Origin of the sequence: Bacteroides sp. AM16-24, assembly GCF_003471885.1 — a bacterium.
GTDB lineage: Bacteria > Bacteroidota > Bacteroidia > Bacteroidales > Bacteroidaceae > Bacteroides.
In genome coordinates, this window is the sequence record NZ_QRKI01000011.1 from 164,988 (window position 1) to 186,914 (window position 21,927).

The following is a 21,927-nucleotide window of genomic DNA, read 5'->3' on the forward strand; positions in this document are numbered from 1 at the left end:
GTTAATAATTATTTTAAATTCACGATTGCAAGTATAGGGAAGTTTCAAGTTTCCGAGGGGTCGAGTTTTGTTTTTATTTAGGGCAAAAACTATCAAATGACAGTTTTCACCCCCATTTTGAGAGTTTTCTGGCGGTCTTTTTAAAAAAAAGCGTATCTTTTTCCGAAGATTTCGTAAAGTGTTTGTGATTTTTTTATAGTTTTGCCTACATATAGCAAAAACACTTTATTTAAAAACACTTTATTTTATGAGACGAATTATTAATTCCATTATTCTTCTGGCTATCATGGCTATCGCTCTGCCGTCATACGGTCAAGGGCTGAAAGCATTCAAGCTAAAGAATGGCCTTTCCGTATATATATGGGAAGACAACACCAAATCGGATGTATATGGTATTGTGGCCTGCCGAACAGGCTCAGTGAACGATCCGGCAGAATATACCGGACTGGCACACTACCTGGAGCACGTAATGTTTAAGGGTACCGACAAGATCGGAGCACTGGACTGGGCTACCGAAAAGCCTCTTTACGATAAAATCATTGCCAAATACGATGAAATGGCGGATGAAGCCGATCCCGTGAAGAAAGAAGCCCTCGCTAAAGAAATCAATGAACTGACAGTAGAAGCCGCTAAAGTAAGTGTATCTACCGAATTCATGAATCTGATAGAAAGTATGGGTGGAAAGGGATTGAATGCCGGAACAAGTTTCGATGTGACTTATTATCACAACTCATTCCCTCCTTACCAAATCAATAAATGGTTGGAAATCTACTCACAACGTATGATTAATCCAGTATTCCGTACTTTCCAGACCGAGCTGGAAAGTGTATATGAGGAATATAACATGTACCAAGACAATCCAAGCAGCGTACAGCAAGAGTTTATCTCAAGCAAGGCATACGAAGGACATCCCTACGCACGCCCTATTATCGGATTGCCGGAACACCTGAAAAACCCACGTTTGAGTAAGTTGATCGACTATTATAACGATTGGTACACTCCGGAAAACATGGTGCTCATCCTCGTTGGTAACGTAGATGCTAAACAAATCAGCGGACGTATCAACGCTACTTTCGGACGCCTGCAAGCTAAACCGACTCCCGAACGTAAAACTTATCCCGACCTTGAAATCAAAGGCCGTAAGCAATATAATGCAAAGATCGGTTATTATCCCAATGTATGCCTCGTATATAAAGGTGTACCTTCCGGACATCCCGATGAAAAGCCTTTGGATATCGCTATGTCTCTGTTGAGCAATAACAGCAACACCGGTACACTGGACAAGCTGACCATTGACGGTGAATTGACACAAGGCTTTGCTTATTCAGACAGTCGTCGCGAACAAGGCCGTAATATCGTGCGTTGCATCCCTTTGTACGACGAAAACCAACGTCGCTTCGAATCAAATAAGAGTGCTGAAAAGAAAGCTCTGAAAGCTATTGAGAAAGTAGCTAACGGTGAATTTGAAGAATGGCAAATCAATTCTATTAAGAACAATATGTGTCGTGATTTCGACCGCAGAATGGAGTCTAACACTTACAAAGCACATATGTTGATGGATGCTTTCATCAGTGAAGAAGACCTGGGACAAGTTCTCAACTACAAAGATGAAGTAATGGCTATCACAACAGAAGATATCAAACGTGTTGCCAAGCAATACCTGACAAATGATTATCTTGCCATTTACATCGAAAAAGGAAAACTCGATAAGAGTACCAAAATTAAGAAACCGGGATATAAACCTATCGAACCTCCTGTAGGCAAACAATCACTGTATGCTACGCAATTCAAGAACATGCCTATCGGACAAGTAGATGAGAAGTTCATCAACTTCGCTGACGTACAAAGCAAACAATTGAACGACCGCTCTAAGATGTACTATACACAGAATCCGGAAAATAATGTATTCAGCTTAACACTGCGTTACGGTGTTGGTGAGCGCGAATTCCGCAAACTGGGTATCGCAGCAGACCTGATGAATAATGCAGGTATCATGGGTGCTTACGAGCCACAACAATTGAAAGAAGAGCTTGGTAAACTGAATGCTACTTGTGAAGTAAGTGCTAACAGCAACTATCTCTACATCACCATGGAAGGTTATGAAGAAACTTTGCCGCAAGCTTGCCAGCTCCTCGCCCGTCAGATCCTGATGCCGAAACTGGACGAAAAACAGCTGAGCCGTATCAAAGGTTCCATGCTGGGTAGCCGTCAGCAACGCAAGGAAAACGTAAACGCTTTGTCCAGCGCACTTATGCAGTATATGATTTACCAGGATAAATCATCCTACATCGATGAACTGACAGACAAGGAAGTTTATGAATTGCAGATTTCCGAGTTGACAGGTGACATTAACCGCGCAGCAAACTATGAAGCAGAAATCTTCTATTGCGGAACAATGCCTTTCGACAAAGCTTACGAAGTTCTCAGCAAAAACTTGCCACTGGTTGCCAACGAAAAACCGACCACTTCACCACAGGACAAACCTATGGCTACCGTAACGGAGAACACCGTTTACTTCCTGCCGAACTCTGATGCCGAACAGGCTCAAATCTACTTCTTCATGCCAATGGAGAAATTCGACAAGAAAGACGACGTGATTCGCGATGCATTCAATCAATATTTCTCCGGTGGTTTCAACGGATTGGTATTGGATGAAATCCGTGGAAAACGTTCTATGGCTTATTCAGCCGGAGCATATATCGGTACACCTTCATTGCCTGGCAACCCGACTTATCTGTTCGGTAACATCGGTACACAGAATGATAAAGCCAACGATGCACTGGATGTATTCATGGGGCTGATTACAGACATGCCAAAGAACGCTGACCGTATAGACAACATCAAGAGCTATATGCGCCAGGAGATGCTGACTACACATCCTTCTTTCCGCAACAAAGCTGAATACATGAGATCACTGCAACGTGTAGGTTATAACGATGATCCTACCAAAGAAAATCTGCCTAAGGTTGATGCGCTGACTTTCGATGATATCGTGAAGTACTACGAAGAAAATGTCAAAGGTAAACCATACTGTATCGGTATCATGGGTAACCCGAAAGATATCGACGTGAAGAAGCTGGAGAAATACGGCAAAGTAGTGAAACTGAATGAAAGAAAATTGTTCAACACGAAAGACGCAATGTTCTAACAAGAATCTCCTTTAATTAAAAAGGGTATCACCTCTTCTTCCGGTGATACCCTTTTCTTTTTCCATTCGCTTTTGCAATTATTCAGTTTGTCCTTGGAACAAAGTTTTTAATCCTTGTCTTTATCTTCTACTTCTGCTGCACTTCCCGAAAGAATCGGCAGACAGATATTATACTTCACAGCCAGAATACGCGTGACGAATACTGAAATACCACCTGCCACCTGACAGCCATATGAATGTACACCAACAAGATCGCACATCCAGTAAACCGTACCGCCTACCACACATGCCATAGCATAAATCTCTTTTCGGAAAATCAGTGGAATCTCATTGATGAACACATCACGAATCACACCACCTGCAGCACCTGTAATACTACCCATAATAATAGCTACCCAGAACGGATATCCCAGTACTATGCTTTTTCCCACACCGACTACTGTAAACAGTGCCAAACCAATGCTGTCGAATATAAAGAAAGTGTTATGCAAATGAATCAGATGTTTTCCAAAAAGAATCACCCACAGCAATGCCAATCCTGTACAAATCAAATAGATAGGATCTGTCATCCAGCCCGGAGTGACCCCCAACAGCACATCACGTATCGTACCGCCACCAATGGCAGTTACAAAACCTACCACGTACGCCCCGAACCAGTCGAACCGCTTTGCCGAAGCCAGCCTAATGCCACTGATGGCAAAAGCAAACGTACCTATAAAGTCGAGTATTTGAACAAATGTTGGCATAATAATCAATGATTAACGTTAAATGTTTAATGATTTATAATTGCTATTCATTAAATTTATTGGCAAAGTAACAAATAATTTCCCTAAGAAAACGTATTTTTGTCTCATCAATTTATATATAATGAAAATAACAATCGTATCGGGTGCACGCCCCAACTTCATGAAAATAGCTCCTATCACCCGGGCTATTAAAGCCGCACAGGAAGCTGGAAAGAAAATTTCATACCGTCTTATTTATACTGGACGGCAAGACGATACCAGTCTGGATGCCTCTCTGTTCTCCGATCTGGACATGAAGAAACCCGATGGTTATCTTGGAGTCAGCGGTCATGACCAATCGGAAGTAACAGCTGCCATCATGCTTGCCTTCGAAAAGGAATTGAACACACATCCCGCCCAGGTAGTTCTTGTTGTAGATGACCTTACAGCCACCATGAGTTGTTCTATCGTTGCCAAGAAGCGCGGGCTGAAAGTCGCACACCTCATTGCCGGTACTCGTTCATTCGATATGAATATGCCTCGCGAAGTGAACCGTACCATTGTAGATGCCATTTCCGACTATCTGTTTACCGCAGGTATGGTGGCTAACCGCAACTTGAATCAGGAAGGCATGATTCCCGAATACATCCACTATGTAGGTAATATTCTGATAGATACTGTCCGTTATAACCGTCACCGCCTCTTGCAACCCGTATGGTTCTCTACCATGGGCTTGAAAGGACACGGCTATCTATTACTCACTCTCAATCGTCACGAGTTGCTGAACAAAAAGAATGTGCTCAAATCTTTAATACAAACATTAGTGGATAAATCCGAAGGTATGCCCATTATTGCTCCGTTGCACCCATACGTGCAGAAAGCCATCAAAGTGCTGGAAATACCTGCACCCAACCTACACATTCTACCGCCTCAAAGTTACCTGCACTTCGGATATCTTATCAACCATGCCAAAGGTATCATCACAGATTCCGGCAACATTGCAGAAGAAGCTACCTTCCTTGATGTTCCCTGCATCACGCTCAACTCTTATGCCGAACATCCCGAAACCTGGCGTGTAGGTACTAATGAATTAGTGAACGAAGACCCCGTTGCATTTGCCGCCGTACTTGAAACGTTGATGCATGGCGAATGGAAACATACTACGTTACCTGACCGTTGGGACGGACGTACAGCGGAACGTATTGTGCAAACGTTGATTAATGGAGAATTAAAGTAACCTGATTGTTATATCCCATTTTCATTAAAGCCTGTTGTCGCCATTGGAGCGCTTCAGGCATCAAAGGAGTATGATACAATTTACGGAGAGCTATAACTTGTGCTTCTTGTCCATCAGCAATTGTACACACTTCCTCAAAGCCTAGATCCGGAATCATCATCGAATTCACTAGACAATGTCCATGCCCTTTCATCAAAGAATATATCAACTTCAGTTTGATTCCTGTATTCTGGAAAGTCAGCAGTAAATGAATATGTGCAAAGACTATCAGAGAGTTCATTTCTTCCTGCGAAGGATTTGCGACAAGAGATACATTCGGTATTCTGGAAATTTTCTCCCGTAAATGCTTATCAGGATTTTTACCGGCAATAACCACCCGCATATTTATATCCAACTTAGGCAGCAAGTTGTCCAGAATATAATTAATCACTCGAACATTCTCAAGAACAGACAGATTTCCATGATATAGTATATACTTCTCATTCTCCGGACTTACATCCGTCACAGTTTCTACACTAATGTTATCAAAGAAACAAGGCAGACAATAAGTCGACACAGAAGGATATTTCTGAGTGAAATAGAGAGCATCCGTATTGGTAATAGCCAATATTTTATCAGCATACAGCAATACCCGTTCATAATGTTTCAATTTCCAAGCTTCCAAATAATAATAACATTTCTCGTACCAAGAAACACATGACTTCCCCAAAAAGTAATAATAATCATGCTCTACATTATGCATCCTCACCCATTTCTGCCTGCCTCTCAATAAAGGATTTGAGAGGAAATAACAGGTGTGCAGTCCTTCAAACAGAATTGGGGAATCATCCTCACACAAACGTTCCAGTAATAACTTACTTCTCCTACTGTAAACAATATAAGGACGAAAAAAAAACATAGAGCACCAACCTGTAAAGCGTTCATAATAATAGACGGCATCAGCCACCTTAAGCAAATCAGGTTGCTCAGCCACCTCATACCTATATGTATGCAAAACAACCGAGCAGCCAGCTTCTTTCAGAGCCTTCAGTTTATAATACACATCTATCAACCCTCCATAATCAGGAGGGAACGGCACTTGAAAACTAACAACATGAAGTTTCATATATTACTCTTATAGTTAAGCTGTGACAAGATTTATTCATCCCTGCAAAGGTAACATAAAATCTAAAAAACAGCATCTTTTCCTTTACCTTGATATAAAAGAAGAGCGCATATAAACATTCCTCTTATTTCTTTAGATTATATTTACTTCTTATTTAATGGTAATTTGCTACCTTTGCAGCCTCATACTGACTTAAATATGAAACAACAATATACAACTATCATCCTTTTTCTGCTGTCACTATTTGTTGCACATAGTGCATCCGCACAGATAAAAGGTGTCGTTACCGACTCCCTAACCAACGAACCATTAATGTACATCACCGTTCAATACGAGGGGAAAGGTGTAGGTGCTATCACCAATGCCGAAGGAGAATATACAGTAGAAACCCGCAAAGGTTGGAATGAGCTTACATTCTCCGCCATCGGATATGTGACCAAGAAAGTCACACTAACTCCTAACACCAAAGTGCTGAACGTGAAGATGGCACCTGCCGACGTCATGCTCTCTGAAGTAGTGGTAAAACCTCAAAAAGAGAAATATTCCCGGAAAAACAACCCTGCCGTGGATTTCATGAGAAAAGTCATCGAAAATAAAAAAGGGCTGAAACTGGAAGCCAATGACTTCTATCAGTACCAGAAATATGAAAAGATGAAGATGTCCATGAACGACGTCACTCCAGAGAAGATGGAGAAAGGTATCTATAAAAAATTCTCATTCTTCAAGGACCAGGTAGAAATATCGCCCAAGACCAACAAGATGATTCTCCCTATTTCCATCAAAGAGACGTCTTCAAAAACCATCTATCGTAAAAGTCCCAAAAGCGAAAAGACTATTATCGAAGGTATGAATTCCAGCGGTATTGAAGAGTTCTTCAACACTGGAGATATGCTGGGAACCATTCTGACCGATGTATTCTCTGACGTCAATATCTATGATGACGACATCCGCCTGTTGCAACGCCGTTTCGTCAGCCCTATCGGACGAGGCGCTATCAGTTTTTATAAGTTCTATCTTATGGATACTATTATGGTGGACCGCCAGGAGTGTGTACACCTTACTTTCGTTCCACAGAACTCGCAGGACTTTGGTTTTACAGGACATCTCTATGTCGTGAAAGACTCCACCTATGCAGTGAAGAAATGTACCATGAACCTCCCTAAAAAGACTGGAGTCAACTTCGTGGACAATCTTGATATTGTGCAGCAGTTTGAACAGATGCCGGATGGCAACTGGGTACTGACAGATGACGACATGACTGTAGAATTACAATTCGTGAAAGGTTTGCAAGGACTTGAAGTACAACGTACTACCAAGTACAGTAATTACAAATTTGAAGATATAGAGCCCCGTCTTTTCCGCCTGAAAGGTAATGTCATCAAGGAAGCCAACATGCTTAACAAGAGCGATGAATACTGGGCTTCAGTACGCCAGGTTCCCCTCACCAAAAAGGAGAGTAACATGGACGTATTCATGAATCGCATTGAACAGATTCCAGGCTTCAAGTATGTTATCTTCGGTGCAAAAGCCCTGATAGAGAACTTTGTAGAAACAGGAAGCAAAAAGCACCCCAGCAAGTTCGACTTCGGTCCTATCAATACCAGTATCACAAGTAATTATGTAAACGGTACACGTTTCCGCCTCAGTGGTATGACTACCGGTAACTTCGACCCACACTGGAGTTTCAGCGGATATGGTGCTTATGGTACAAAAGATAAGAAATGGTTCTATAAAGGTCAGGCAGCCTACTCATTTAATAAGCGTGAGTATGTGTTATGGGAATTCCCAAAACATTATATCGCTTTCGATTACAGCTACGATGTCATGTCTCCGATGGACAAATACCTCTCAACAGATAAGGACAATATGTTTGTAGGCTGGAAGTGGACAAAGGTAGACCAAATGTCATATATGCGTGATGCTACCCTGACGTATGAGTTGGAAACGAATGCCGGTTTCTCCATCAAAGCTATGGCACGCCACCGCAATGATGAACCTGCCGGCGGTGTATTGCAATATTGGAAGAACGACGGTAACATAGCCGGTTCATGGGATGATACAAATACATTCGTCAAAGATATCACTACAACCGAGCTTGGCGTTACCCTACGTTATGCTCCGGGGGAAACATTTGTCAATACGAAGCAACGTCGTGTTCCGGTGTCTCTGGATGCCCCGATCTTCTCTCTTTCCCATACCATTGGTCTGAAAGGTGTGCTGGGTGGCGAATATAACTTCAATCTTACAGAAGCCAGTATCCGCAAACGTTTCTGGTTTGGCTCCTGGGGTAAACTAGACATCACCGCCCGTGCCGGTGCCCAATGGAATACGGTACCGTTCCCTTTACTGAACCTGCCCATGGCAAACCTTTCATATATCACCCAGCACAATGAATCTTTCAGCCTTATCAACAACATGGAATTCCTGAATGACCGTTATGCCTCTCTTGCCATCACTTATGATATGAACGGGAAGCTATTCAATCGTATTCCCCTCATTAAAAAGCTGAAATGGCGCGAAACTTTCCGTATCCGTGGTATGTACGGAACACTTACGGATAAGAATAACCCATATAAGAGCCACAATGACGAATTGTTCCTCTTCCCTATGCGCGACGGTATGCCTACCAGCCATGTAATGGGTAGTACTCCTTATCTGGAAGCCAGCGTAGGTATCTACAACATTTTCAAACTGTTGCATATCGAATATGTACGCCGCCTCACTTACACGGATATTCCAGGTGTAAAAAAAGGAGGCATACGCTTTATGATATTAATGATATTCTAGAAATTACAAATTGCGAATCACAAATTACGAACTATTAATTTGTAATTCGCAATTAGTAATTTATAATTCGTAATTAGTAATTAAAATGACTCCCTTAGCAGAAAGGCTTCGTCCTAAAACTTTAGATGAGTACATCGGTCAGAAACATTTAGTAGGACCAGGTGCAATACTACGTAAGATGATTGATGCGGGACGTATCTCTTCATTTATTTTGTGGGGACCTCCGGGTGTAGGAAAAACCACACTGGCACAGATCATTGCCAATAAACTGGAAACTCCATTCTATACATTGAGTGCCGTTACCAGTGGCGTGAAAGACGTACGAGAAGTGATAGAACGCGCCAAGAGCAACCGCTTCTTCTCACAAGGCAGCCCCATACTGTTTATTGATGAAATCCACCGTTTCAGTAAATCGCAACAAGATTCTTTGCTTGGTGCAGTGGAACAAGGTACAGTGACATTGATAGGTGCCACTACAGAAAATCCCTCTTTTGAGGTAATCCGCCCACTGCTGTCACGATGCCAACTCTATGTACTGAAGTCTTTGGAGAAAGAAGACCTCATGGAATTACTGCAACGTGCCGTCACCACCGACCATATTCTGAAAGAGCGTAAAATCGAACTGAAAGAAACGACTGCCATGCTCCGCTATAGTGGTGGAGATGCGCGTAAACTGCTTAATATTCTGGACCTTGTAGTTTCTTCCGAAGCCAATGATCCGGTGGTCATTACTGATGAGATAGTTACCGAACGTCTGCAACAAAATCCTCTGGCTTACGATAAGGATGGAGAAATGCATTATGATATCATATCTGCTTTCATTAAGTCTATTCGTGGTAGTGATCCCGATGGTGCCGTATATTGGCTCGCCCGTATGGTAGAAGCTGGGGAAGATCCTGCCTTTATTGCCCGCCGACTCGTTATTTCCGCATCGGAAGACATCGGACTGGCAAATCCAAATGCTATGCTGATTGCCAATGCCTGTTTTGATGCTGTAATGAAAGTGGGCTGGCCCGAAGGACGTATTCCACTAGCAGAGGCTACTATTTATCTTGCTACAAGCCCGAAGAGTAATTCCGCCTACATAGCCATCAACAATGCTTTGGAACTTGTACGGGAAACGGGCAATCTACCCGTTCCGTTGCATCTGCGTAATGCACCTACCAAATTAATGAAACAATTAGGTTACGGAGACAATTATAAGTATTCCCATGACTATCCAGGTCATTTCGTGAAACAGCAATTCATGCCCGATGAACTGAAAAAACGTCGCCTTTGGGAAGCACAAGACAATGCTGCCGAGCAGAAACATGCAGAACGCATGAAAGCATTATGGGGCGAGGATAAATTTAAGAAATAATCCTTACTTAATATATCCCATACTACTTCTTCCAACAAACACACCGACCACAACAAAATATACCATTATAAGCATAATCCTAAATCTTTTCCCTAAATTTGCGTACTCACTTTAAACATAAACAGAATGAGAACTGTAGTATTAGACGGTTACACCGCAAATCCCGGTGATCTTTGCTGGGACAAATTGAAAGAGTTTGGCGAATGCGTAATTTATGATCGTACCGCCCCCGCCGAAGTACTGGAACGTGCTGCCGGTGCAGAAGCCCTCCTCACCAATAAAGTAGTGATCAACAGCGAAATGATGGCTGCCCTGCCCGATCTGAAATATATCGGCGTGCTGGCTACAGGCTACAACGTAGTAGACATAGCTGCCGCCCGTGAACGAGGTATCATTGTCACCAACATTCCTGCATATAGTACTCCCTCCGTAGGACAAATGGTATTTGCCCACATACTGAATATCACTCAACAAGTACGCCATTACTCTGAAGAGGTCAGCAGAGGAGACTGGAGCAAGAACCCTGACTTTTGCTTCTACAATACCCCACTTATTGAATTGCTTGGCAAGAAGATAGGAATCATCGGTCTGGGACAGACCGGATATAACACTGCCCGTATAGCCATTGGCTTCGGAATGAAGGTATGGGCCTATACTTCTAAATCGCGTCTGCAACTCCCACCCGAAATCAGAAAAGCAGATCTCGACCAATTATTCCACGAATGCGACATCGTCAGCCTGCACTGTCCGTTGAACGACAGTACTCGCGAAATGGTCAACGCCAGCCGTCTCTCTTTAATGAAACCTACCTCCATCATTATCAATACCGGACGTGGTCCACTTATTAATGAGCAAGATCTTGCCAATGCCTTGAACACCGGACAAATATATGCCGCCGGACTGGATGTTCTCTCCGAAGAACCACCTCGTCCGGACAATCCGTTATTGACTGCACGAAATTGTTTCATCACCCCACACATCGCCTGGGCCAACTTTGAAGCACGCCAAAGGCTGATACATATAGCAGTCAGTAACCTGAAAGCGTATGCGGAAGGAAAACCGGTAAATATTATAAAATAACATTCCTTTCAATAAACATGGGAAAATCTGAAATTCACAGTCTCTTCCGCAGTATTCCAGTGATCCTGACAGTCATTCTGGCTACTGTTACTATTATCTCCGCCTTTTCCGGGAACTTTGATCCTGCTAATTCCAAATATATGCCTGTATTGGGATTAGCTCTTCCAATATTACTGATATGCAATCTACTGGTTGCCATCTGTTGGGCATTTGCCCGCAGTCGCTGGATCCTCATCCCTTTTGCGGCATTGGCTTTCAACTACGGTTATATACTTTCCGTTTTTCAATTCAATTTCACAAAAAAAATCCCTGAAGGACATTACAGTAGTAACTATGCCGATGGATATTTGAAAGTAGCCACTTATAATGTCGGCAATTTTGGTACCGAGATCACCGGCTACTCCTGCAAAGAGATTGCCCACTACATGAAACAACAAGAAGTCGATGTACTCTGCTTCCAAGAGTTCGGCGACAATCAGTACTTTCCGATGGACAGCATCCGCAATGTATTTTCCCACTGGCGATATGCCTTGATACCCATTGAAGACTCCATCAGCGGAGTGCTTCCTATCGCCGTATTCAGCCGTTACCCACTCATCAATCCCCGATTTATTTCTTATCCGCAAAGTGCCAACTGCAGCATGCAGTGCGATATCATATTAGGAAGAGACACTGTCCGTCTGCTCAACAACCACCTGCAGACTACCAGTGTCAATCAAAACCGTCGGAAATGGGAACGCGGTCTTAACAATACGAATGACACCCGTCGTGAAGTGGAAGTTGTACAAGGTGCTATCAACACTTTGCACGACAACTTTGTGAAGCGTGCCGAACAGACAGACAGTATCCGTCAACTGGCCCTCGCCAGTCCTTACTCCGTAGTAGTGTGCGGTGACTTCAACTCTTTGCCGTCTTCCTACACCTATACAGAATTAAGTGATATACTTAAAGACGGGTTCCGCACCAGTGGACGGGGTTACATGTATACCTTCCGCTACTTCAAACGTTTGTTGCGTATCGACTATATTTTCCATTCACCCACCATTCAGGGATACCGCTACTACTCGCCTGACCTGGACTTATGTAGTGACCACAACCCGGTACTGATGGAAATGAAAATAAAGAAATAAATCTAAATCATTCATGTACAAAAATACCCCAGCATGTAAATGGAGTTACCGTGTGGAAGAAACTAAGTTACCATCTGGGATAAACAGAATTTCCATGAAAGGGAAATGTACTATGTGCTGAGGATGAGGTTTCATTTTTCCAGTAGGAGAAATATTTTTTCCCAATAGGAGAAAAATTAGACTAAAATGTCTTCAAAGAAAGACCACTCTCCTATTTCATACAAAATTTCCCCTATAAAATTTCATTTCCGCTAAGAAAAAGGCAAAACAAGCGTTTCCTATCGATAAGATACTACAGTAAAGAAAGGACTTTTCATAATGATACAAATGATTAAAACGAGACTGAACTCTAAAAAAAATAGAGTTCAGTCTCGTTTTAACTCAACACTTTTTATCAAATAGAAAGAATAACCAACAATCCCTTTTGAGTTATATTTGGTATATTATTCATTCTGCAAAAATAAGTACTAGAGAAATAAAATCAGGTACGGTTTTTCTTTTATTTTTTCCTCAAAACTATTGACAAGAAACTTTAGACACCAACCATGCCTAACTCAGATTTTAACATTCAATAATATTAGTCATTCAAACATAAAATTATTTTCACCAAATCCAAGCATCAAAGTCACAGGCAACTTCCACTGCATTCTCCACACTATCAACCAGATTACAAAAGAAATCAATTCCTGTTTCTTCCTCCAGTCTGTCAATGCTCACCGCATAAGCCTTGAAGTCATCAGCTGTAGGTTTCTGCGGCAAAGTCTCTGAATGAGGTACCAAAAAACCAATAGCATTATACACACCGTCTTTCTCAGAAAGAAGAGCTATATAGTAATATGCCGGACAAACTAAACCATGAATTGTCCTACCGTTAGCATCAGTTTCAGGATATTTGCCATCACCACCTTTTACGGTACCAGTAAAGCCTGTGAGCAACTTATTGAGTGTGGCACCTTTTGCCACATATACCTTATCATAAGTATTACCTATAGTGGAACGTCCCCATTTCTGTATCAACTGCTCCAGTCCTACCCAATATTTCTGATTAAACGAAGCTATCTGTGCTGATATATTTGTATAAAGAAAAGTCTGTTCATTCGCTTCCTTACAATATACACGATCTTCACTGGCGCAAATATGCCCTTTATCGAAACCATCACTCTTGTGATCAGCTTCTTCTACTCCTCCCATTGTATCAAAGTTGTATGCAGAATCCCATCCCCAAGCATCAGTACGCTTTACATTGTCCTGTGCGGTTAGCTTATCAAAGTAAAAAGCCACCCACGACGAATGACGAAGTTCCGCATTCCAAGATGTCGCCAGATTCATAATATACTGATCATTATAGTTCACATAATGCTCACGATAAATTCCATTAACCTCATTAACAGCCGGCATCTCCAAATTAAGTACCGAAGGAAAATCTACTAAATAAGCTTCATTAGCATTAATATTTGGTCCTACGGATGTCTGATCGGTCAGGACATACTCTATTCCCACATTGTTACCGTCGATATAGGCCACACGCAACTTCATATAGTTATATACACGATATTCACCATAGCGTACCCAATAGCATTTACCTTCGATCACCTCAGCCATATGGCTCCATGCTCCCTGCTCAGATGCTTCTGCCATACCATCAAGCCGTGTGCTTCCATCCTCCAAGAAATAGAAATGGGAACCATAAAAAGTCTTCTCTTTCAGATAAAACGGAAGAGAAGATCCTTCAGGATTAAACACATTGAAACCTTTTTTAGAATCTTCGTATCCTTGCATTACAAAGGTGGAAGCATCACTCTGCGTAGTCTCTATGTAACCATTATCCGGAACAATATCTGTGTCACAAGCCATTAAAGTCCAGAGAAAGAGACTTATATAAAAAAGTTTATTAAATAGTTTCATATATTATATAAAAAGGGAGGTGACAAATGCTTCATACAAAGCTTGTCACCTCCAGTTAATCAAAATATTTACTCAGCGTCTTTTTCTTTGATCAAAATGTTCTGAATTTCCCACGTTGGTGCACTCTCCTCAGTAGATACGTATTGGAAAGCGATACGTACGATATTACCTACATATTTAGAAAGATCTATATTTCCCACATTCACAAAATTCCAGTCTGTACCTGCCGGGCGTTTCTCAAGTTGTATTTCTTCCCATGTAGCCTTTGTCACATCATCCTTATAATCAATAGAAATCTTCACAAAACAATGATCAGCCACAGTAGCATTGGTACCCAGTTTATTGACAGCCTCATCAAAGGTCATCACTGGAGCCACCCCCTTACGGAAGTCAAAAGCAGGAGATACTAACCAACTCTCGGCTGCATTGCATTGGTTACTGAAAGCTGCCCCCTTCCAGCCATAGGAAGTAGTATTTACCCAAACAAAACTTATACCACCGCTCAGCAACACATCTTGAGCCTTGAATCCGGCTTCGTTACCATTCAGCGATTCATCAATATAAACGCTTATCTTGGCAGATATACCGTCTTTGTCAAGTGTAAATGTTGTAGCTTGTTCCACACTTTCGGGAGTCGCAATCCAGTTACCCGCACTTTTTGTGAATTCTTCCACACCATAAGCATCAGCCTTCTTCTTGTAAACCACCACTGCACGATCAGCATCAACAGCATATGGATATTTACCATTTAGGTAAACAGGCAATACCAATTCGGGTTCTGCAATAAATGAAGCACCTATGGAAGCATAAACTGAAGGTTCCACTACAGCCACCTTGGCATCATCATTGGAGTAAAGAGACCAACTCTCACCGTTATAACGATAAAGTGAGGAAGTGTTAGATGCTACATAAGCACGAGTCATAGTACGAGTGTTTGCTGATACAGCATAATCCGTAGAAACCCAGACCGTAAGAGCCTCAGGACTGCCAAAATTAATAGCCTCATCCATCGTCATATAAGGCAATACTGCATTTTCCTCTATCTCGATCGCAGGAGATACTAAATAAGATTCAGACGCATGATTTACACTGTTAACAAAAGCAGAAGCTTTGAAACCAAACTTATCTGTATTCTGCCATATAAAATCCAAACCACCAGTATTAACATCATAGAAAGTAAAGCCACCCATATCTCCCAATAAGGAATTGGTATAATATGTCTTATCATTAACCTTAGAAGCAGCATAACTACCAAATGAGTACTGAGCAACACCTTCCTTATTTACATAGTAATTCAACTTCACGCTTTTCTCTTTCTGAACATTGGTGATAGTAAACAAATCCGCACCGCCCGCAGAAGTAACTGTCCAGTCGTATCCCTCTGTACCAACTTCGGTAGTTACGTTAAAACTGTCATAATTACCGCTCATATAAAAATACTGCCCCAACACATTCTTAATATTGAAACCTGCTTCAGTAGCTTCAAGCGTAATAATAAAATCAGCAGCATCAGCAACTGCAATAACGCCAGCTTCCACCTTTATAGGATCGGGATACATATACCCATATGTCTTTCCATCATCCAAACGTCCAAAAGGATAATACTGTCCATCAGCACCCAACGAAGCAATCACATATTTACCCGCTCCTCCAAAAGCACCGCTTTTAGACACCTTGGCAAATGTGCCATCGGCGGTTTCAGCAAATAAATAAACGTCCAAATAAGGCACAGAAAGCACTTTAGCATTCTTCAGTTCCCACGTAGCCGCCCCTGTATCAGTACTGGTATATTTGAAAGCAATGTTCACCACTTGTCCTTTCCATGCAGAAAGATCAATAGCGCCCATATTCACAAAATCCCAGCTCTTTCCTGTTGCACGTACAGGCACTGCTGCAACCTGAGTCCAAGTAGGTTCAGAAGAACCTCCTCCGCCACCACCAATACTAGGTTCCGTTTCAGAATAAGCATAGTCTACGACTACCATATCGCCTGCAACTGCACTTGCTACTTTTTCTTTCAGAATAGCGGGAATCTTACTTACAGTGGCTGGTGAAAGATAAGAAGCCTTTACCTTGTCCCCCCACACGCCATCATAGTCTTCCGACTCTAGTGTATAACCAGATATATCAGTAAAGTCTTTCAAATAAGCAGACGGAGTCTGATACTGATTATATGTAACAGTGAACTTTGATTTAATATCTGCATTAGGATACTTCTCAGCCAAAAAAGCAGGAATGTATTCATCAGCAGTAGCATCGGCAGTAAAATAGCCATTCTTTCCCACACTTTCCAATGCTTCCAAACCTGTCTTTCCTTCCGGATCTTTAGCCAACGCCAATGCCTGATTGGTTTTATCACCGGCAATAGAAGCATAGTCTGAAGTCTGCAGCGTCATAGTGATGTTTTTCACATCCTGATATCCACTATTAATATCAAACTGATCATTGTAATCATCGTTACAGGCCGCTAACAGCACCAGCAAAACAAACGATGTAACTATATTTTTTTTCATAATTCTCTTCTTAAATAATCTTCATGATTAGAAATTAACTCTCAAACGGAGGCTATATGTACGCCCGAGGGTATAGAACACATATACATTCTCGTCTGTAGCAACCTTACCTTTAGGATTCCATGCCTTTTCAATATACTGATAGTTCAGTAAATTATTCACATTACCCGAGAATACAGCATCCAGACCACCAATTTTAAATTTCCAAGAAGCATTCAAGTCTATCATACTTGCAGCGGGAATTCTCCATGGGTCATCTAGTGTATTTTCTTTATTAATGCTAAGCAATGTACCATCTACTTGATAATATGAATAGTTGCGACCATAGTAAGTCCAATCTGCACCTACACGAATATCTTTATTCACATTTACATTCAAACCAACCGCAGCTGTAGTCTGAGCCGAACCACCCACACGTACACCATCCATATTGATAATGGCCCACGCATGATCGGGTCCTAACAGTTCGGTAACATTACCGTTTCTGTCAAGAGGCTGTCCACCTTGCTCAGAGAAGAAATATCCCTTAGCGTTGCTACCCCACTTCCAATCACCATAAGAGAACATACCCGTCAGTTCCATCCAATTAAAAGGCCTAAACTTCAAATCAAGTTCCGCTCCCATGTGAGTAGCTTCTACACCTGACATATTGATATTAGCACGCGTATAACCCAAATCTGTACCAGTAGTCATTGTTTTATCCATCCACTTAGTATAGTAAAGATTGACGTTAGCAGTTAGCATACGATTACGAAACCCATATCCCAACTCAGCAGAAAAAATCTTTTCATTCACAGCATTGGGATTAGTAGCATTGCTACTAGTAGCTTGCATAAATGCACCATAAGAGAATTTTGGTGCACGGCTAATAGCACCCACATTGAAAAATACATTGTGATTTTCGGTCAAATTATAGTTAGCACCTCCCTTAGCAGTAAAGCCCAAGAAATTTACGGTTTCTGATTTCTCATGCGCCTTGTCGTAGTAGAAACGGTCTACACGCCAATAGCCAGTGTTAGAAAGAGAACCTGAGACAAAAGCAGCCAATTTGTCTTTATTATATTCCAATTGGAAAAAAGCGCCTTCTTGCATCACATGACCGTCATAATCGCGATAAACCACGTCACCTACATAAAGTTTTTCATAGGCCCACATAGGATCGGCCGCTGCGGCATTATTGGCAGCTTTCACCTTCAAACGGTCTGCATTATCCATATAGTATTCACCACCAAAAAGGTCAGAAATCACATTAGTATGCGTACCTTTGTAATAACGAAAATCCACACCACCATAAAAATCGAAATTCTCACCGAACTTAGTCGTATAAGTAGAAAGTAAACCATACCAAACATGTTCGTTCTTAGATTCAGACATTACCAATGCCGAACCATATTCACTAGAAGCATTATAATCTTCAATGGCAGCATAGTCAAAAGTACCATCCGGGCAACGGAAAGTAGTATTTAGCACTCCCTTATAAGCACCATTCCAAGAAGAATAGCTATACGGAGAGAATTTATCATTACCTTGACCGGAATAACCGCCACCACGTCCCAATGACATATATAAAGAGGTAGAAAGCGACGATTTGCGATCAATCTCCCACTGATGATTTAAACTGATCTGTGGTTTATGATAATAATTATGGTTTGCATTATAAGCTTCTCCATTTTTACGGTAACCGAACGAAGGGTTATACTTATTATCCGCAACACCATAAGTACGCTTTGTCATTTCCCAATCAGCAATAGTCAAACCAGCACCTTTATCACGTTGATCATGATGCTGCGGTGCACCGGTAGCCATAAATTGTAACTGGTGATTGTCGTTGATGCGCTTGGCCAAATTGATAAAGTAATTGTAACCTTCAAACTTAGTACCTTGTACATAACCGTCTCCCCAATGTTTGGCACCAAGCAAAGTCAAAGCCCAACCATTCTTCGTCAATCCTGTAGAAATATTAAACTGGATCTTGTTCATGCCATCATTACCCATAGCATAAGAAACACTTCCACCTTTCTTCGACTCAAGACCTTTAGTTACAATATTAATTGTACCACCTACTGAAGGTGCAGATACCTTACTGGCTCCCAAGCCACGTTGTGTCTGCAATGTACGGGTTACGTCAGAAAGCCCTGCCCAGTTGCTCCAATATACACCTCCCCACTCCATATCGTTGACAGGTACACCATTCACCATTACGGCCACATTTTCCTGACCGAAACCACGCATGTAGATTTCAGAGTCGCCATAACCGCCGCCCTGCTTATTGGCATGTACACCTGGCGTTGATTTCAGAATTTCAGGAAATTCCTGTGTACCCAACTTTTCTTCAATAAACGTAGGATCTACTGTAGATAAAGCCACCGGAGTCTTACGAGCAACAGCTATAGACGAAGTAATCACCACATCCTTTAGCATCACAGCATCCGGTTCCATCTTGATAGTACCCAAATCAACAGAAGCACCCTTCTGTGTTATTTTCTTCTTGAGGTCTTTGAAACCTACATACTTGAACACCAATGTCCCACCTTGAGCAACACTTTGCTTAAAATAACCATCAATGTCAGTCACAGTTCCTTGTGAAGTGCCTTCTACCATAACAGCAGCGCCCACTAACGGCTCGCCTGTTTCCGAGTCAACAAGCTGCCCCCTCACTGTAGTCTGGGCAAATGCCGCAGCACTGAATACAGACAGCACAGCCACTAACAGGAAATGAATTAGATGTTTTTTCATACTTCTGTTTTTTGTTAATTAAAAGTGTTAATTAATTATTAAATACTGTTTTAAGACGCAAATATAATTAATAAGATTTAGATTTGTATTACATTTCTGCTACAAAATTTCAGAGTAGATAGGAGTTATTGAGACTTTTTATAACAATAAAGCCCTACAAGTTTTTTGCAGGGCTTTCTATTTGTCATCAAAATATAATTTATGCTATCAGATTCTCACTGTTATCAGTCATTCATCAGCTTTCTATAACGTACACGGGTAGGTTCTTCTTTTCCTAAACGTTTCTGTTTATTTTCCTCATATTCTGAATAAGAACCTTCGAAATAGAAGACATTGGAGTCTCCTTCGAACGCAAGAATGTGAGTACAAATACGATCGAGGAACCAACGGTCGTGACTGATGATTACAGCACATCCGGCAAAATCTTCAAGACCTTCTTCAAGAGCACGAAGGGTATTTACATCTATGTCATTGGTAGGTTCGTCCAGCAAGAGTACGTTGCCTTCCTCTTTCAATGCCATAGCAAGATGCAGGCGATTGCGTTCACCACCGGAAAGTACGCCGCAGAGTTTTTCCTGATCGCCACCGGAGAAATTGAAACGCGAAAGATACGCACGGGCATTAATATCGCGACCGCCCATACGAATCAGCTCCGTACCACCGGAGATTATCTGATAAACACTCTTGTTCGGATCAATATCACTATGCTGCTGGTCTACATAAGCCACCTTTACGGTCTCTCCTACTTCAAACTCACCTTTATCTACAGTTTCCAATCCCATAATCAGACGGAACAGCGTAGTTTTACCGGCACCGTTAGGACCGATAACACCAACGATGCCATTGGGAGGAAGCATAAAATTGAGATCATCAAACAGTAACTTATCACCATAGGCCTTTGCCACATGTTTTGCTTCGATAACTTTATTACCAAGACGCGGACCATTAGGAATGAAGATTTCCAGTTTTTCTTCCTTCTCCTTGATGTCTTCGTTCATCAACTTATCGTAAGAGTTCAAACGTGCTTTTCCTTTTGCCTGGCGTGCCTTAGGGGCCATGCGTACCCAATCCAACTCACGTTCCAATGTTTTACGGCGCTTACTGGCTGTCTTTTCCTCCATTTCCATACGCTTGGTCTTCTGCTCCAGCCAGCTGGAGTAGTTACCCTTCCAAGGAATACCTTCACCACGGTCGAGTTCAAGAATCCAGCCTGCTACATGATCAAGGAAATAACGGTCGTGAGTAACAGCAATTACCGTACCTTCGTATTGTTGTAAATGTTGCTCCAACCAATCGATAGATTCAGCATCAAGGTGGTTGGTAGGCTCATCCAGCAACAGTACGTCAGGCTTCTGCAACAGCAGGCGACAGAGTGCCACACGACGGCGTTCACCTCCAGAAAGATGTTCCACGCTTGCATCTTCGGGCGGGCAACGAAGGGCATCCATAGCACGCTCTAATTTACTATCCAGATTCCAGGCATCAGTTGCATCGATAATATCCTGCAACTCTCCCTGACGTGCAAATAGCTTGTCCATCTTATCAGCATCCTCGTAGTATTCAGGCAAACCAAACTTCTGATTGATCTCTTCATACTCAGTCAATGCATCTACAATGGGCTGCACACCTTCCATTACAATCTCTTTTACAGTTTTTGTAGGATCCAGATAAGGCTCCTGAGCCAGATAGCCTACTGAGTAACCCGGTGAAAATACCACTTCGCCCTGATAAGACTTGTCCAACCCGGCGATAATCTTCAGCAAGGTAGATTTACCGGAACCATTCAAACCGATGATACCGATCTTTGCGCCATAAAAGAACGAAAGATAGATGTTCTTCAACACCTGCTTATTGTTCTGCTGAATGGTCTTGTTCAGCCCTACCATAGAAAAGATAATCTTTTTATCGTCAACTGTTGCCATAAAGTTTTAAGTGTATTATATTAATAATGTATTTACTTTAATACTATGCAGCGCTCTTCGCAATCTGCCACAAAACTTTGGCAAAGATAAGAAAAAAAGAGAAATCCTTTTGCTTTTCCAAAAAATGTCTCTATCTTTGCGCCCGCTTAACAGCAATAAAGGTTTGATTCGCTAGCTCAGCAGGTAGAGCACAACACTTTTAATGTTGGGGTCCTGGGTTCGAGCCCCAGGCGGATCACCAAAGGAAGGTCTTCAGCAATGAAGGCCTTTTATTTTCAA

Annotated in this window: 12 protein-coding genes and 1 tRNA gene; 7 read left to right on the plus strand and 6 right to left on the minus strand. The window is 41.9% G+C overall.

Translation table 11 applies throughout. The features are described 5' to 3' along the window. Positions 1–247 precede the first annotated feature (247 nt). On the plus strand, positions 248–3,148 hold the full coding sequence (locus tag DW182_RS14130; protein ID WP_118295906.1) for a pitrilysin family protein: 2,901 nt from the start codon (positions 248–250) through the stop codon (positions 3,146–3,148). 107 nt (positions 3,149–3,255) lie between these two features. Here the strand turns inward: DW182_RS14130 and DW182_RS14135 are convergent, their stop codons facing one another. After that, positions 3,256–3,894, minus strand: a complete 639-nt coding sequence (locus DW182_RS14135) for a trimeric intracellular cation channel family protein (RefSeq protein WP_115501806.1) — start codon at positions 3,892–3,894, stop codon at positions 3,256–3,258. Positions 3,895–4,015: 121 nt separating this feature from the next. Here DW182_RS14135 and DW182_RS14140 point away from each other — a divergent pair, with 121 nt between their 5' ends. After that, positions 4,016–5,110 carry a UDP-N-acetyl glucosamine 2-epimerase gene (locus tag DW182_RS14140; protein WP_182424528.1) on the plus strand — a complete coding sequence of 365 codons (1,095 nt, stop codon included), beginning with the start codon at positions 4,016–4,018 and terminating at the stop codon, positions 5,108–5,110. Here the strand turns inward: DW182_RS14140 and DW182_RS14145 are convergent. Beyond that, on the minus strand, positions 5,091–6,215 hold the full coding sequence (locus DW182_RS14145; RefSeq protein ID WP_118295907.1) for a glycosyltransferase family 1 protein: 1,125 nt from the start codon (positions 6,213–6,215) through the stop codon (positions 5,091–5,093). The two genes, DW182_RS14140 and DW182_RS14145, sit on opposite strands and share 20 nt — an antisense overlap. Positions 6,216–6,413: 198 nt before the next feature. Between DW182_RS14145 and DW182_RS14150 the strand changes: the two genes are divergently transcribed. The 4 genes from DW182_RS14150 (at position 6,414) to DW182_RS14165 (ending at position 12,572) form a co-directional block, all read left to right on the plus strand. Beyond that, entirely contained in the window at positions 6,414–9,002 is a 2,589-nt protein-coding gene (locus tag DW182_RS14150) for a DUF5686 and carboxypeptidase-like regulatory domain-containing protein (protein WP_115501805.1), read from the plus strand. 85 nt (positions 9,003–9,087) lie between these two features. Beyond that, on the plus strand, positions 9,088–10,362 hold the full coding sequence (locus DW182_RS14155) for a replication-associated recombination protein A (protein WP_007663402.1): 1,275 nt from the start codon (positions 9,088–9,090) through the stop codon (positions 10,360–10,362). 126 nt (positions 10,363–10,488) lie between these two features. Beyond that, positions 10,489–11,442 carry a D-2-hydroxyacid dehydrogenase gene (locus tag DW182_RS14160; RefSeq protein ID WP_117707674.1) on the plus strand — a complete coding sequence of 318 codons (954 nt, stop codon included), beginning with the start codon at positions 10,489–10,491 and terminating at the stop codon, positions 11,440–11,442. Positions 11,443–11,459: 17 nt separating this feature from the next. Further along, positions 11,460–12,572 (plus strand): endonuclease/exonuclease/phosphatase family protein, encoded by a 1,113-nt coding sequence (locus tag DW182_RS14165; protein WP_118295908.1) that lies wholly within the window; start codon positions 11,460–11,462, stop codon positions 12,570–12,572. Between the two features lie 603 nt (positions 12,573–13,175). Here the strand turns inward: DW182_RS14165 and DW182_RS14170 are convergent. The 4 genes from DW182_RS14170 to ettA form a co-directional block, all read right to left on the minus strand. Further along, positions 13,176–14,477 carry a DNA/RNA non-specific endonuclease gene (locus DW182_RS14170; protein ID WP_118295909.1) on the minus strand — a complete coding sequence of 434 codons (1,302 nt, stop codon included), beginning with the start codon at positions 14,475–14,477 and terminating at the stop codon, positions 13,176–13,178. Positions 14,478–14,545: 68 nt separating this feature from the next. Then, complete coding sequence (locus tag DW182_RS14175; RefSeq protein WP_118295910.1) at positions 14,546–16,990, minus strand: choice-of-anchor J domain-containing protein; 2,445 nt, start codon at positions 16,988–16,990, stop codon at positions 14,546–14,548. A 27-nt stretch (positions 16,991–17,017) separates the two neighbouring features. Next, the gene (locus DW182_RS14180) at positions 17,018–19,726 is read right to left on the minus strand and encodes a TonB-dependent receptor (RefSeq protein WP_118295911.1); all 2,709 of its coding nucleotides are present in this window, start codon (positions 19,724–19,726) and stop codon (positions 17,018–17,020) included. Between the two features lie 224 nt (positions 19,727–19,950). After that, complete coding sequence (gene ettA, locus DW182_RS14185) at positions 19,951–21,648, minus strand: energy-dependent translational throttle protein EttA (protein ID WP_007663415.1); 1,698 nt, start codon at positions 21,646–21,648, stop codon at positions 19,951–19,953. Positions 21,649–21,813: 165 nt separating this feature from the next. Here ettA and DW182_RS14190 point away from each other — a divergent pair. Beyond that, positions 21,814–21,889 (plus strand) — tRNA-Lys (locus DW182_RS14190). The last annotated feature ends 38 nt before the right edge of the window (positions 21,890–21,927 follow it).

Bases quoted from the DNA above. Each gene is read 5' to 3' on its own strand.
- DW182_RS14130 (WP_118295906.1), top strand. From the start codon at position 248: ATGAGACGAATTATTAATTCCATTATTCTTCTGGCTATCATGGCTATC.
- DW182_RS14135 (WP_115501806.1), bottom strand. From the start codon at position 3,894: ATGCCAACATTTGTTCAAATACTCGACTTTATAGGTACGTTTGCTTTT.
- DW182_RS14140 (WP_182424528.1), top strand. From the start codon at position 4,016: ATGAAAATAACAATCGTATCGGGTGCACGCCCCAACTTCATGAAAATA.
- DW182_RS14145 (WP_118295907.1), bottom strand. From the start codon at position 6,215: ATGAAACTTCATGTTGTTAGTTTTCAAGTGCCGTTCCCTCCTGATTAT.
- DW182_RS14150 (WP_115501805.1), top strand. From the start codon at position 6,414: ATGAAACAACAATATACAACTATCATCCTTTTTCTGCTGTCACTATTT.
- DW182_RS14155 (WP_007663402.1), top strand. From the start codon at position 9,088: ATGACTCCCTTAGCAGAAAGGCTTCGTCCTAAAACTTTAGATGAGTAC.
- DW182_RS14160 (WP_117707674.1), top strand. From the start codon at position 10,489: ATGAGAACTGTAGTATTAGACGGTTACACCGCAAATCCCGGTGATCTT.
- DW182_RS14165 (WP_118295908.1), top strand. From the start codon at position 11,460: ATGGGAAAATCTGAAATTCACAGTCTCTTCCGCAGTATTCCAGTGATC.
- DW182_RS14170 (WP_118295909.1), bottom strand. From the start codon at position 14,477: ATGAAACTATTTAATAAACTTTTTTATATAAGTCTCTTTCTCTGGACT.
- DW182_RS14175 (WP_118295910.1), bottom strand. From the start codon at position 16,990: ATGAAAAAAAATATAGTTACATCGTTTGTTTTGCTGGTGCTGTTAGCG.
- DW182_RS14180 (WP_118295911.1), bottom strand. From the start codon at position 19,726: ATGAAAAAACATCTAATTCATTTCCTGTTAGTGGCTGTGCTGTCTGTA.
- ettA (WP_007663415.1), bottom strand. From the start codon at position 21,648: ATGGCAACAGTTGACGATAAAAAGATTATCTTTTCTATGGTAGGGCTG.